The sequence below is a fragment of the Euryhalocaulis sp. genome (genome assembly GCF_013911995.1).
Taxonomy (GTDB): Bacteria; Pseudomonadota; Alphaproteobacteria; order Caulobacterales; family Maricaulaceae; genus Euryhalocaulis; species Euryhalocaulis caribicus.
In genome coordinates this window covers 1-13,441 of the sequence record NZ_JACESD010000065.1, presented here as the reverse complement: position 1 = coordinate 13,441, position 13,441 = coordinate 1, and the positions used below count along the sequence as shown (strand labels likewise).

At 65.5% G+C, this 13,441-nt stretch carries 15 protein-coding genes and 1 tRNA gene; 7 read left to right on the top strand and 9 right to left on the bottom strand.

All coding sequences use genetic code 11. The features are described 5' to 3' along the window. The 4 genes from H2040_RS13340 to H2040_RS13325 all read left to right on the top strand — a co-directional run. A partial coding sequence (locus H2040_RS13340) for a DUF2336 domain-containing protein (RefSeq protein ID WP_287158020.1) occupies window positions 1–273 on the top strand: 273 nt, incomplete at its 5' end. 30 nt (window positions 274–303) lie between these two features. Further along, window positions 304–1,080, top strand: coding sequence for an NAD kinase (locus tag H2040_RS13335; protein ID WP_022697844.1), 777 nt, complete (start codon window positions 304–306; stop codon window positions 1,078–1,080). Window positions 1,081–1,220: 140 nt separating this feature from the next. Further along, window positions 1,221–1,643 carry an Hpt domain-containing protein gene (locus H2040_RS13330; protein WP_287158018.1) on the top strand — a complete coding sequence of 141 codons (423 nt, stop codon included), beginning with the start codon at window positions 1,221–1,223 and terminating at the stop codon, window positions 1,641–1,643. A gap of 103 nt (window positions 1,644–1,746) precedes the next feature. Then, window positions 1,747–2,664, top strand: a complete 918-nt coding sequence (locus H2040_RS13325; RefSeq protein ID WP_022697842.1) for an EAL domain-containing protein — start codon at window positions 1,747–1,749, stop codon at window positions 2,662–2,664. Here H2040_RS13325 and spbR read toward each other — a convergent pair whose 3' ends face one another. From spbR to H2040_RS13295, 6 genes are all read right to left on the bottom strand, one after another. After that, window positions 2,665–3,819, bottom strand: coding sequence for a SpbR family protein (gene spbR, locus H2040_RS13320; protein ID WP_022697841.1), 1,155 nt, complete (start codon window positions 3,817–3,819; stop codon window positions 2,665–2,667). It lies immediately after the preceding gene. 20 nt (window positions 3,820–3,839) lie between these two features. Next, complete coding sequence (locus H2040_RS13315) at window positions 3,840–4,661, bottom strand: transglycosylase SLT domain-containing protein (protein ID WP_287158014.1); 822 nt, start codon at window positions 4,659–4,661, stop codon at window positions 3,840–3,842. 58 nt (window positions 4,662–4,719) lie between these two features. After that, on the bottom strand, window positions 4,720–5,859 hold the full coding sequence (gene thiO / locus H2040_RS13310) for a glycine oxidase ThiO (protein WP_287158012.1): 1,140 nt from the start codon (window positions 5,857–5,859) through the stop codon (window positions 4,720–4,722). A 63-nt stretch (window positions 5,860–5,922) separates the two neighbouring features. Beyond that, the gene (locus tag H2040_RS13305; RefSeq protein ID WP_022697838.1) at window positions 5,923–6,171 is read right to left on the bottom strand and encodes a hypothetical protein; all 249 of its coding nucleotides are present in this window, start codon (window positions 6,169–6,171) and stop codon (window positions 5,923–5,925) included. A gap of 127 nt (window positions 6,172–6,298) precedes the next feature. Beyond that, window positions 6,299–6,375: transfer RNA gene (locus tag H2040_RS13300), tRNA-His, on the bottom strand. Between the two features lie 52 nt (window positions 6,376–6,427). Then, window positions 6,428–7,198 (bottom strand): M48 family metallopeptidase, encoded by a 771-nt coding sequence (locus tag H2040_RS13295; protein WP_033310902.1) that lies wholly within the window; start codon window positions 7,196–7,198, stop codon window positions 6,428–6,430. 164 nt (window positions 7,199–7,362) lie between these two features. On the opposite strand from H2040_RS13295, the gene H2040_RS13290 reads away from it, so the two are divergent. The 3 genes from H2040_RS13290 to H2040_RS13280 all read left to right on the top strand — a co-directional run bounded on the left by H2040_RS13290 (window position 7,363) and on the right by H2040_RS13280 (window position 9,786). Continuing rightward, window positions 7,363–7,779: a PH domain-containing protein gene (locus H2040_RS13290; RefSeq protein ID WP_287158008.1), complete on the top strand. Its 417-nt coding sequence runs from the start codon at window positions 7,363–7,365 to the stop codon at window positions 7,777–7,779. Between the two features lie 148 nt (window positions 7,780–7,927). Further along, window positions 7,928–8,662, top strand: coding sequence for an SIMPL domain-containing protein (locus H2040_RS13285; protein WP_287158007.1), 735 nt, complete (start codon window positions 7,928–7,930; stop codon window positions 8,660–8,662). A gap of 107 nt (window positions 8,663–8,769) precedes the next feature. After that, the gene (locus tag H2040_RS13280; RefSeq protein ID WP_287158005.1) at window positions 8,770–9,786 is read left to right on the top strand and encodes a beta/gamma crystallin-related protein; all 1,017 of its coding nucleotides are present in this window, start codon (window positions 8,770–8,772) and stop codon (window positions 9,784–9,786) included. A 4-nt stretch (window positions 9,787–9,790) separates the two neighbouring features. Here the strand turns inward: H2040_RS13280 and astB are convergent, their stop codons facing one another. From astB to H2040_RS13265, 3 genes are all read right to left on the bottom strand, one after another. Further along, window positions 9,791–11,134, bottom strand: coding sequence for an N-succinylarginine dihydrolase (gene astB, locus H2040_RS13275; protein ID WP_287158003.1), 1,344 nt, complete (start codon window positions 11,132–11,134; stop codon window positions 9,791–9,793). Continuing rightward, a complete protein-coding gene (gene astD, locus H2040_RS13270; RefSeq protein WP_287158002.1) occupies window positions 11,131–12,597 on the bottom strand; it encodes a succinylglutamate-semialdehyde dehydrogenase in 1,467 nt (488 codons plus the stop codon). Before astD ends, astB begins: the two co-directional genes overlap by 4 nt. Further along, window positions 12,594–13,441, bottom strand: an 848-nt coding sequence (locus tag H2040_RS13265; RefSeq protein WP_287158001.1) for an arginine N-succinyltransferase, incomplete at its 5' end; no start/stop codon positions are given. The genes H2040_RS13265 and astD, both read right to left, overlap by 4 nt.

The following is a 13,441-nucleotide window of genomic DNA, read 5'->3' as shown; positions in this document are numbered from 1 at the left end:
GTTTTTCGACCAGCCGCGCGGCTGGCCGGCGCGTCATCGGTCGTGGTGCAATCCGCCATAGAGCGCCGGCAAGCGAAGGGCCTTGCGCTGGCCTGCCGGGCCGCGGGAATCGACCGCTCCGTCTTTCCGTCCATCCACGCCAGCTTCCTTGAGCGCCGCCGCCTGAGCGACGCTCTGGAAGGCGGCGTCCTGAATGAATGCGCCGAGGTTTTCCGCGACCTTTCGCCGGAAGCCGCATCCGCGGCCTTGCGCCAGATGGGCGCGAACGCTTGAGTGGCTCTCCTTTTCGAGCAGGAGACAGCGTTGAGCGAACGAAAATACAAAAAGATCGCTTTTGAAGCCGGCGAGAAGCCCGGCGCCCAGGAGGCGTGCGAGCGTCTGCGCGAACGCTATGACGGCTGCAAGGCGTCGGACGCCGACGTGATCGTGGCGATGGGCGGCGACGGCTTCATGCTGGAAATGCTGCACGCCCATATGGGCGAGGACCGGCCTGTCTTCGGCATGAATTTCGGCTCGGTCGGCTTCCTGATGAACGAATATCGCGAAGACGGCCTGATCGAGCGTCTGGAGGCCGCCGAGCCGGCCTGCATCCACCCCCTCTCCATGTCCGGCAAGCGCGTCAATGGAGAGAAGTTCGAGGCGCTGGCGATCAATGAAGTCTCGATGTTCCGGGAGACGCGGCAGACCGCGAAGATCCGCATCTCAATCGACGACCGGGAGCGCCTTCCCGAACTGGTGGCGGACGGCGTGATGGTGGCCACCCCCGCCGGCTCCACCGCCTATAATCTGTCCGCCCACGGTCCGATTATCCCCATCGACTCCAACGTGCTGGCCCTCACCCCGATCAGCGCCTTCCGCCCCCGGCGCTGGCGCGGCGCGCTGCTGCCCCACGGGGCCTCGGTACGGTTCGAGGTGATGGAGGCCAGCCACCGTCCCGTCTCGGCCGTGGCCGACAACAAAGAATTCCGCGACGTCGAGTCGGTGGAGGTGCGCGAAGCGCCGGAACTGAATCTGACCATGCTGTTCGATCCCGGCTATACGCTGGCCGAGCGCATACTCAGCGAACAATTCCTCAACTGATCCCCGCCTTCACGCGGTGTTAAACCGCCATCCCTATGCTTCGCCCCTGTCATTCCGGGGAGCGGAACAGCATGGGCAAGCAGAAGCCTTTGGAAGTCATCACGCCGCCGAACATGTTGCGTGTGAAAGTAGGAGGACGCGTGGGATTCGACAGCAAAGCCATCGAGCGGGCTGAAGCGGCCCTGAATTCCATGAGCGGCCAGTTTTCCGAATGGCTGCAGCAGGAGATTACGTCTCTGGAGGCGTGCCGGCAGGCTGCCCGCACTGAAGGCCTGACGGGGGAGGCCGGCGAGGCGCTATATGCCCGCGCGCACGATCTGAAGGGCCTGGGCACGACCTATGATTTCCCGATCGTGACGCGCATGGGGGCCTCTCTCTCGCGCCTGATCGAAACGCGCGAACTGCGCAATATCGTGCCCCTGCCTTTGGTCGAGGCGCATGTGGACGCCATCAAGGCCGCCGTGCGCGACGGCGTGAAGGACGTGGACCATCCGGTTGGCGCGGCGCTGGTCGCGGAGCTGGAATCCCGCGTCGAGGCGATTTTCCCTTCCGACGCGGCCTAACAAACCCCGCGCAATTTTAGCAATCGGCTGAGCGCCGAATTAACGCCGCCCGATTATGGTTTTCGTCAGGGACGAGAACCTTCAGCAAGGACGGCGCAAGACCATGTCAGAGCAGGATCAGGCATTCACCGCTTCGGATATCGAGCACGCGCTCGAAGACCGGCAATTCGAGCTCTGGTTTCAACCGCAATACGACCTGCAGAGCCGCACGATCGCGGCCTGTGAGGGCATGGCGCGCTGGCGTCATCCGGTTCTGGGCCTGCTGCCGCCGGGGCTGTTCCTGGGCGCGGTGCGTCATCACGGCCTGATGCCCGAATTCACGCGTTGCGTCGTGGCGCTGGGCGGCAAGGCCCAGGCGCGCTGGAACAGCGAGGGGCATTACTGGCGGCTGAACCTCAATATCGCGGCCAGCGACCTGTCAGAGCCCAGCTTCGCACTGCTGGCCGAGGCCGAGCTGGACGCGGTGGGCATGGTCCCCGACAAGGTGACGTTCGAGGTCCCGGAAAACGATTTTCACAAGGGCGGCAAGGTCGCCTTGCGCGGCGCGGAAAACCTCCGCCGCGCCAATTTCGGACTCGCCGTGGAAGCCCGCGGCGCGGCCGTCATGCCCGACGGCCTGATCGCCGGCGGCCCGTTCACCGAATTCAAGCTTTCCGGGCCGACGCTGCTGCGCATGGGCGCGGTCCAGCTGCGCACGGGCGGCGGCCTTGTGGGGGCGCGTCTGCGCGCCGCGCAAAGCGGCGGCCTGCCCGCAGTCGCGGTGGGCGCGGAAAATGAAATGGTGCTGAAGGCGCTGGGCGAAATGGGCTTTGAACAGGCTCAGGGTCACGCCCTCGCCCCGGCGGCGCCGCTGCGTGATATTCTGGCGCGCGCCCCGAAACCCGACGCCGCGCCGAAACGCAAGGCCGCGCCGGTTTCGGAAGAATCCCTGCAGTATGAAAATCTGATCCGGGAAGCCCGCCGCACCCGCATGGACCAGGCGGACAACGAAGCCGGCGAAGCGGAAATCGAAGCGGCCTGATCAGGCCGCCGCGGCCGCTTCCGCCTGACCGGCGTCTTCGTCGTGAAGCGGCGCGTCCAGGCGCCCCATGAGATATTCCAGATCGTCTTCGGCAAAGCCCTGATGGCGCGTCAGCACGCGCTGGATCATGGTCTGGCGGAAAGCCTTCCGGTCCCTGGCCGCCGCCATGTCCGTCTCATGATACAGGTCTATGGCAAGACGCAGCACGGTCAGGTGCCGCCCCGGAATGCCGGTGCGTTCGAACAGGGCCCTGAGGCCCAGCGCCCCGGCGTCATGCACCAGCAGCCACGCCTTGGGGTGCGGCACCCCGGCCAGCTCGGCCAGCGCCCACTCAACGAACGATATGGATCCGCAGGCCGCCGCCCGCACAATCAATGAAGGCGTCAGGCGGCCATTCAGATTTAGTTGCTGCACGAAACGCTGCATGTCCTGCGTACAGTCGGCCTGATCGATCAGGTCGATGGTCGCGCGCTCCCGCGCGCCCTCGGCCAGCTCCACCGCCAGCTGCGGCGGCAGCGCATGGCGTTGCGACAGACGGCGCAGCGCCTCGTCGCTGATCATGGAGACCATCTTCTCGGTCACCTCGATGGGCAGCGCGCTGCGGTCGATCAGCGCGTCGGCGACCTTTTCGGACCCGGAGAAACGCTTGAGCATCAGGCGGAAGCTGTCTGAGGCGATATTCGCCCCGTCATTGCGCGCCAGCGTCGCCACCGGCCGCTCGCTGCAGGTCTGCACGATCTTGGCGCTGACCGCGGCGGAGACCTCGTCCCGCTGGGCGATGGCGATATGTTTGATCTCGCTGGTCGCGTCGAGGACGCGCAGCAAGTCCTCGTCCGTGAAGGACGGAGAAAAGGCCAGGATCGGCACGGCGATCGTGTCGATGTCCTTCGCCAGCTTCAGCGCGATTTCGCGCGGCAGGTGCGGCGAGGATTTCAGCGTCACCGCCAGCGCCCGGCGCACCAGTTCGGCGGCGTCCTGCGCCATCAGCTGGAGAATCTGGTTGGCGGCCTGCCGTTCGTCTCCGGACAGGCCGTCGGCGGCGATGCGGCGGCAGATCTTGTAAGCCGAAAGCGCCCGCTCCTCTTCGGTGGGCGCCTTGATCAGCCGGCGAATATCATCTTCCTGCAACTGCGCGCGCATCGCTTCGACGGTCATGGTCCGGGCGGCTCCTTCGGTCAGGCCTTGCGCTTGGCGCGTTGCGGGGCGTCAAGCTCGGCCAGCGCCTCGATCGTTCCGGGGCTGAGCACCCGACCCGGCCCCGCGGACGGCACGGAGGCAAGGCGCGTCAGATTGCGCGAAGGCGGCGCGGTCCAGTCCGCTTCGCGCCGGACGTCAGCGCTTCGGAACGCCGCATCCGGCGGCGGCGCGGACGGCGCGCGCGGCGCGCCTTCGGCGCCGCCAATATGCATCAGGGTATTGCGAAGCTCGGCAACGCTCGCCGGGCGGCCATTTTCCGTAAATAGCCGGCGATTGGCGCGCGCGGCGGCCGGGAACAGGGAGTCGGCGCGGCTGTCCGGATTGGACTCGGCGGCCAGTATCAGGTCCCCCGCCCCCTTGGAGCCGAGGAAATGCGCCATGTACAGCTCGCCCGCATCCGGTTCGCGGCCCAGCTTGTTGCGCAACGCATTGGCCGCGTCCCCGGCGTATTCGCCGGCCATGACCGCCGCCTTCGCCGGGTCGAAACGCATGTCCAGAATATCGTCGCGCGCCGCCGGATCCGTCACGCGGTAGCGGCCATTGGCGCTGACCTCGATCTTCGCCGCCTCGGCGGCCATGCCGTGCTTGGCGCCATGCTGCTTCACCATCCCCAGCCAGGTCTGGTCGATGAACTGGAACAGGCCGGATGCGCTGGAGGTCGGGGCCTTGGCGCGCGGGTCGAAGCCGCTTTCGCGCGCGGCCGTGTTCAGCAGATAGTCGAAATCCGCGCCGGTCTTCTGCGCCGCGCGTGAAATCAGCTGGGTCAGATCCTGGCTCGCGCCGGGCGCGTTTACGGTCACTTGAACGGCTCGCTCTGCGACTCAAATCATTCGAGCCGCTAAACTCGCGCAGATGCAATTAAACCCGCGTTAACGCTGAGGTCCGCGCCGGCGCGAAAGGCGCCGCCAGTTCCGGGGTCTCGCCTTCGAGGATCATCGCCGTGATGGCTTCGGCCGTGGCCGGGGCGGCCAGCACGCCGTTGCGGTAATGCCCGGCGGCCAGAAAAACCCCTTCCGGCCCGTCCGCGCCGATCAGCGGCAGGCTGTCCCGCGTGCCGGGGCGCAGCCCCGCCCAGCGGCGCAGCTCGGCGGCGTCCGCCAGCGCCGGCATCAGGCGCTCCGCCGCCCGCCGCAGACGGCGGATCACCGAATCCTGAAGCTTCATGTCCGCCGCCCCGTGTTCGGAGCTGGCGCCCACCCAGATTTCACCGTCCGCGCGCGGGATCAGATAAGCGCCCCCACGCACCACGCGGCTCAGCGCCACGCCCGCCCCGTCCAGCGCCAGCATCTGGCCCTTTACGGGGTAGAGGAGACGCAGCGCGGGACACGACCCGGCCAGCGCCGGCTCGATCCCGCTGGCGATCACCGCGGCGTCACAGGCGACGCTGCGCGTCGCGCCGTCATGCTCCACGCGCAACGCCCGCAGCGCGCCGCGCCGCGTTTCGACGCCGCGCACGGAGGCATTCTCGACAATCTCCACATCCATGGCCCGCAGGGCGGCCACAAGGGCCGAGACCGCGGCGCGCGGATCAACATGCCCCTCTTCCGGCAGCCAGACGCCGTGACCGGCTTCTTCGCCCAGCCCGGCCTGCCTGGCCAGCAGCCCCTCGCGGTCCAGCGCCTCGGCCTTTCCGCCGCCGGCCCTGGCGGCTTCGGCCATGTCCGCCGCTTCTTCCGCCGTGTCGGTGACGATCAGCGACCCGCTCCAGCTCAGCGGCAGCGATTCGCCGCTCAGTTTTTCAATCCGGGCGGCGAAGTCCGGCCACAGGGTCAGGCTGTGGCGGCAGAATTCGGCGACCGCCGCTTCCGCGCCGTCCTGCACCGCTTCGGCGTTGGGGGCCAGCATGCCGGCGGCCGCGCCGCTGGCCGCGCCGCCAAACTCCCCGCGTTCAAACAGGCTTACGCGCGCGCCGGCCTGCGCCAGCGCAAAGGCGCAGGACAGGCCGATAATGCCGCCGCCCGTAATGGCGACGCGGGGCGCGTCTGTGACAGATTTCATAATTGAGAACGCCGCTGGAACCGCCGCGCCGGCAAGCGGCGCGAGAAGTCCGTTCTTATAGGTCTAGTGGCCGCTGGCCGCCAGCTTGCGGCGCTGCCGGCGCCACAGGGACTGAAACTGGCTGGCCGGGCGGGAATCTTCGAAAATGACGGTCTTGAACAGCTCGCCTGAGCGATACTCGCTCTTCACCATCATGAAGGGCGCGTCCTCGGCGTTATCCTGATTCTGTTCGACAAACTGATTGACGGTTTCGCCAAACAATTCGTCCTCTTCGCCGTTACGAACGGGCACGACAACCAGAACATCCTTCACGAGAATCCCCCGAGGCTCTTTTTTTGAGCAGTGCCGGACACTGTCCCAGAATGCGTTTTCAGTCCAGTTACGGCCTTGTGCAGCGCCAAGGCAGCAAAAATCGAACCATTTCTGGGCGATTTAGAGATGGTACCGCGGCCTGGAATCGAACCAGGGACCTCTAGATCCACAATCTAGCGCTCTAACCAACTGAGCTACCGCGGCCTCGAAGGGCGCGGACCCTATACCGGAAATCGCGCGCCAGACAAGCGCTGCTTCAGCTATAATTCTTCTGCTGGATATAGGCTTCGATGTCGCGCGCCCGCGCCCCCGGATCAGGGTGCGTGGAAAGGAAACCCGGACCGGCCGAACCGCCGGACTGCGCCATCTTCTCCCACAGGCGGACTGCGGCGTACGGATCATAGCCCGCCTGCGTCATGTAATCGACGCCCAGAAGGTCCGCCTGACGCTCATGCGCCCGCGAATAGGGCAGCAACAGGCCCAGCTGCGCGCCGACGCCAAAGACCTTGGCGTACTGGTCCGCGTTCTCCGCGCCGCCCAGCGCGCCGCCGACCACCTGCGCGCCGACCGCCGTGCCAACCTGCTGGCTGTAGCGTTCCGCCGCGTGACGCGCGACCACGTGAGCGACCTCATGGCTGATCACGGTCGCCAGCTCCGCATCGCTGGAGGCGAACTCCATCATGCCGCGATAGACGCCGATGCGGCCGCCCGGCAGGGCGAAGGCGTTGCGTTCATCGGAATCGAAAACCACGATTTCCCAGTTCTGCTCCTGCAGCCCGGCGGCCTGGATGACCCGGCCGGCGACCGTGCGGGCGCGGCGGTTAAGGGCCGCGTCATTGGAAATCCGCTCTTCCGCCTTGATATCCTGCCAGGACGCGGCGGCGGCCTGCGCCAGCTGCGCCTGATCGACCAGGATAAACTGGCTCTGGCCCGTATAGGGATTGGTGGAACAGGCGCTCAGCCCCGCCAGCGCGGTGGAGGCGGCGGCCACGGCGGCCAGGCGTGTCGCAGATTTCGCGATTTTCATCATTTTCCCCTTGGACGGTTTTTGAAACGTATGACCCGCTAAACGCACGAACAGGCCAAGGTTTCCTGCGGGGGAAACAATATTGCGCTTTACCCCGTTCAGGCACAAACCTTTAACGATAATATACTCGCGGCGCGAGGGGCGCGCTCGGACGGAGAATCCCTATGGGCTATGTCGAGCAGACGCTTTCCTCTGACGAAGTGGTCGTCCTGAAGGCGCGCTTCCATTTCTTCCAGCACCTTGCCTCGTGGCTGGCGCTGATTGTTCTGGGAATTGTGATCGTCGGGATCATCATCTTCCTGCGCCGCGAAATCCGCTTCGCGACCACCGAAATCGCCGCCACCAATCACCGCATCGTCCTGAAGACCGGCTGGCTGACCCGCCGGACAGAGGAATTGCCGGTGCACGCGGTGGAAGAAGTCAGCCTGTTCCAGGGCTTCTTCGGAAAACTGTTCGGCTTTGGCTGGCTGCGCATCACCGGAACAGGCGAAGGCTGTATCGACCTTCCCACGATCGCCGCCCCCATGAAATTCCGCGCCGCCATCGAGGAAGCCCGCAGTTGGAAACGGAAAGACGGCTGATCCAGCCGCAAATCGGTCATGAACACCGTCTAGTTTCATAAGGCGCGGCGCGGGAATTGACTGGCGTCCGCGGGCGGCGGGCGCTAGAACGCCGTTATCCTTACAGCTTTTGGCAATCAGGCGGGATTGAACACGAGGCATGGCTTATATGGACAGAAGCGTTGGCGTCGCAGCAGGTTTCTTCTCCGCGCTCCTGGTGGCGCTGGGGCTGGTCGGCGCGGGCTGGCTGGTCGGTGAAGGCATCATCGAGGGCCGCAAGGCGGACAGCCACGTTCAGGTCAAAGGCCTTGCCGAGCGCGATGTGAAAGCGGATCTCGCCCTGTGGCCGATCAAGTTTCAGGTCACCGGCAACGATCTGGCCCAGATTCAGGCGCGCATTGAAACCGATCTGCAAACCGTTCAGCAATTCCTCCGCGATTCCGGCTTCACCGAAGAAGAAATCCAGCGCCAGTCCCTTCAAATCCAGGACTTCGGCGCGGGCTATGGCGGCAACCGGCCGGAAGAGCGGTACGGCGTCAGCCAGTCTGTTCTTGTCCGCTCCGAAAAAGTCGATCAGGTGGAGGGCGTCAGCCGCCGTCTGGGCGAGCTGGTGGCGCAGGGCATTGTCCTGCAACAGGACTGGAACGCCACGGGGCCGACCTATGTCTTCACGCGCCTGAACGAGATCAAGCCGGACATGCTGGCCGAAGCCACGGCTTCCGCCCGCGAAGCGGCCAACCAGTTTGCCGAGGACGCCGCGGCCGAGCTGGGCGGGATCCGCGACGCCAATCAGGGCGTGTTCGTGATCCTGCCGCGCGACGATGTGCCGGGTTCGTCCGAACAAGCGCAAATCTTCAAGACGGTCCGCGTGGTCTCGACCATCACCTATAGTCTCGAAAACTAGGCATAACGCGCGCTTCAGCGCCGATTCACTTTGAAACTGTTTTAACGGTCAGGCATTTCTCCCCTCGCGGGGAAACTGGATTGATGCCTGAACCGTTGGAGGTTTCGATGACTATTCGTCTGGCTGGCCTTTCGGCCGTGCTTGCCCTGGGCGCCGCGCCCGCTTTCGCCCAGTCGCTGGAAGGCGGTCCCGCCCAGGCCTATCTCTACGACTTTCCCAATTTTCAAGGCTCCGGCGTTGACGCCCGCGGCGAAATTCCGGACCTGACCCGCAATAATTTCAACGACAAGACCACGTCCCTGCGCATTGTCAGCGGGCGCTGGGAAGTGTGCAGCGGAACCGGCTATACCGGCGTCTGCAAGGTCGTGGAAAGCGATGTCTGGGACATGGAAACGCTGGACCTCAATAACCAGCTTTCCTCGCTCCGCCCGGTCGGCCTCAATTATCGCGAGGATGACGGTTACAACGATCCTTACGACGACCGGTATGACGATGATCGCTATGACGATGACCGGTACGGCGATGACCGCTCGCCCATCTATCCCGGCAATCCGCAGGAATACCCCAATTATCCGACCTATCCGGGCAATGATCCCGATTACCGTCAGGATGCGTCCCTCACGCTCTATCAGTTCGAGCGTTTTGAAGGCGCCCGGGCGGAGCTGGACGGCAGCGCGCGGGAGCTGGATCGCTACCGTTATGACAATGAGGCGCGCTCCCTGCGGGTTCAGGGCGGCGAGTGGCGCGTCTGCGAGGATGAAGACTTCCGGGGCCGCTGCGCGGTTGTCACCCGCGACGTGCCCGATCTGGACGCGCTGGGCCTGTCAGAGCGCATATCCTCGGTGGAGCTGATCTATGACGGCCCGCCGCGCGCCAGTTACGACCGCGACCCGTATGACAATCCCTATGGCTCGCGTGAGCGTCTGGAGGGCTACAAGGCCGGCTTCTTCCCGAACCCGCCCTCTTCCGGCTACGCCGCCGACCAGTGCCTGCGCGGTTCGCGTCAGGCCTGCGAGGATTTCTCGGACGAGTTCTGCCAGAGCATCGGCTATCGCGAAGCCGCCTGGTACACGCGGGACGTCGCGCGCCGCGATATCCGCGACGTGCTCTGTGTCCGGGACTAGAGGATCAACCGCGCTGGAACGGATAGAAATCCGCGCCCAGTCCTAAAATCCCGGTCAGTTCGTCCAGGGCGGTCCGGCTCTCATTCAGAAGGGCCGGATCGCCCAGTTCGTTATCGGCCAGGTCTTCGCGGTAATGTTTTTCGATCCAGCGCCGCAGGACGTCATAACGCGCATGATCCAGAATCATGGACGGGTTCGCCGCGGCCTGCTCATCCTCGTTCAGAACCACGCGCAGACGCAGGCAGGCCGGTCCGCCGCCATTGCGCATGGACTGGCGCACATCCACCACCGTCCAGCGCCCGATCGCGGTATTCCGCTTCAGCAGCTGATCGACATATTTGTACGTGGCCGGCGTCTCTTCGGTTTCCGCCGGGGTCAGCAGGAACAGGCGCGATTCATTGGGCCAGCGCAGCAATTGAGAATTGAACAGATACGACGAGATCGCGTCGCCAATGGGAATTTCGGCTTCCGGCGCCTCGATGAATTCCGGTTCGAACAGGCCCTCCGCCGCGCGGCGGATATCGGCCATGGCCTTCTCTTTGTCGTCGAAGGCCTTTTCGTGGAAAAACAGACACCGCTCCATGCCGACGCAGACCACGTCATTATGGAACGCCCCGGCGTCAATCGCCTCGTGCGACTGGCGGATATAGACCGTGCGCGCCGGATCCAGACCTGCGCGCCGGGCAAGCGCCTGACAGGCTTCCAGCGTCTGACGCGCCGGGAATTTGGCGCGCGGCGCTTCGTCAAAGGCCGACCGCCCATAAACGAAAATCTCCACGCCCGGCGCGCCCTGCTCGGCGCATAGCCGCACATGATTGGCCGCGCCTTCGTCCGCGAAATCGCCCTGCATCGGCAGCGCGTCGTGGATGGCGAAATGCTCATCGCCCGGAAAGGCGGCCCGCAGAGACCGCGCCGTCTGCTCGGCCTCCAGCGCCCGGTGCGGCATGGAGACGAGATTTGCCACGCTCATGTGGAGGCGGCCGTCAGACGTATCGGCGGAGGGCGAAACCGTCGCCGCATTGGCCGTCCACATGGCGCTGGCCGAGGAGGCGCGGCGCACCAGCGCCGGCGCTTCTTTCCACGCCTTCTCCAGAACCTGCTCGTCGCTGCCGGTAAAGCCAAGCTGCCGCAGCCGCCATATGGCGGGCCGCTCATGCGGCGGCAGGACGCCCTGAATGCGCCCGGCCGATTGCAGCAGCTTCATTTTCTCCAGCCCCTGCAGCGCCGCCTCGCGCGGATGGCTGACCGCGCCGCGATTGGCGGCGCTGGCGACATTGCCCACGCTCAAGCCCCCGTAATTATGCGTGGGGCCGATCAGGCCGTCATAATTGGCTTCGACTGCGCTCACGCGTTCAGGCCCTTGGCCGGAAGGAATTCGACCTTGTCCGACTCCTGCCGCGCCACCGGATAGGCGCAGTAATCAGCCGCGTAATAGGCGCTCGGCCGGTGATTGCCGGAAAAGCCCGGCCCGCCGAACGGCATGTTGCTGGCCGCGCCGGTTGTCGGGCGGTTCCAGTTGACGATCCCGGCGCGGATGCCTTCCTCGAACTCCGCCCACAGATCGGCGCTGTCGCTGACCAGCCCGGCGGACAGACCGAATTTCGTATCGTTCGCCCGCTCGATGGCGCTGACGAAATCCTTTGCGCGATAGACGCTCAGCAGCGGTCCGAAGACTTCCTTGTCTTCCGGCTCCGTATCGCCCAGCTCGACCAGGCCCGGCGTCACGAAGGCTTTGGACAGTCCCTCGGGGCGCCGCGCCTCGACAACCGCCTTGGCGCCACTGGAGACCAGCTTGTCCTGGGCCGCGATCACCGCCCCGGCCGCCTGTTCGGATATCAGCGATCCCATGAAGGGTTCCGGGTCGGCGTCCCATTCGCCCAGCGTGATCTTGCCGATCAGCTCCGCCACGGCTTCGACAATGGCATCGCCCTCACCGCCTTCCGGCACGATCAGGCGGCGCGCGCAGGAGCAGCGCTGCCCGGCGGTAATAAAGGCGGACTGAACGATGATCGAGGCCGCGGCCCGCGCATCCTTGGCGTCCCAGACGACCAGCGGATTATTGCCGCCCATCTCCAGCGCCAGAATGATATCCGGCCGGCCGCCGAACTTTTTGTGGAAAAAGGTCCCGGTCTCCGCCGAGCCGGTGAACAGCACGCCGTTCAACTCGTCGCTGTCCAGCATCGCCGCGCCGGTCTCCCGCGCGCCCTGCACCAGATTCACCACCCCCTCCGGCAGGCCCGACTCTTCCCAGCAGGCGACCATGAATTCGCCCACCGCCGGGGTCAGCTCAGAGGGTTTGAACACCACCGTGTCCCCGGCCAGCACGGCCGGCACGATATGGCCGTTGGGCAAATGGCCCGGGAAGTTATACGGCCCGAACGCGGCCATCACCCCGTTCGCCTTGTGCCGCATCCGGGCATGGCCGAACGCGGTCTCGCTTTCCTTGGCGCCGGTGCGCTCCTCATAGGCGGCGATGGAAATATCGATCTTGCCGATCATGGCCCCGGCCTCGCCCAGCGCCTCCCAGAGCGGCTTGCCCGTCTCCTTCGCGATCAGCGCGCCCAGCTCATCCTTGCGCTGCTCCAGCACGCCCTTATAGGCCCGCGCGGCGTCGGCGCGTTTTTCAAACGGGGTGCGCGACCAGCCGGCGAACGCGGCGCGCGCGGCCTTGAACGCCGCCGTGACATCGTCAGGGCTCGCCGCCGCGCCGGACCATAGCGTCTGGCCGCGCGCCGGGTCGCGGGATTCGAACGTCTCACCGCTTCCCGCCGTCCATGCGCCGCCGATAAACTGACCTTTTGACTGGCTCATTCCGTCACCCATACTCGCGCTTTGTCTCCGCTTTCTATGTTCAAGGCGTCCGCCACGTCCGCCGGGACGGACGCGGAATCGCCATCAATGCTGACGCGGCCCAGCGCGCAGCGGAAATCGGCGATCCGGTCATTGGAAATCATCGCCCGCTTCGCGCCCTCGCCCGGATCGCCCGCCGCCACGGTCATCACGCGGCTCTCGCGCAGGCATTTCAGCCGGTCGCGCTTCACCGAGAGCAGCGGCCCGCCGTCAAACACGTCGACCAGGCCGCCAAACTCGAATCCCTGGCTTTCCAGCAGCCGCCGCGCGCCGCCACCATCCACGTGCGTCTTGCCGATCACCTCGATCGCCGCATCGGGCAGCAGGTCGATATGGATCGGGTGCTTGGGCAGCAGGTCCCAAAGGAACTGGTTGCCCAGCGAGGCCGACAATTTGTCCGCCTCGTGAAAATCCATCCGGAAGAAATGCCGCCCCAGCCCGTCCCAGAAGGGCGAGCGTCCCTTCTCGTCGATGCAGCCGCGCAGCTCCGACACGATGCGGGCGCCGAAGCGTTCGCGCGCCGCGGCAATCAGCATGTAGCGGGAGAGCGAGATCAGCGCCCCCATGCCGCCGCCGCGCGCTTCCTGCCGCAGGAACAGCGTGCCGACCTCTGTCGCGCCGGCGCATTCGGTCACCAGCATCAGCAGCTTCATGTCAAAGCGCCGGTCCACGACATCAGAAAATTGCGCCGCCGTGGTCACCCGGAAATTCACGTAAGGCTGGGAAACGCCGATCTGCGACTTCACCGCCGAAGTGCCCAGAACCGCGTCATCGCCGATTTCCTGCAACATCAGGCAGAAGACTT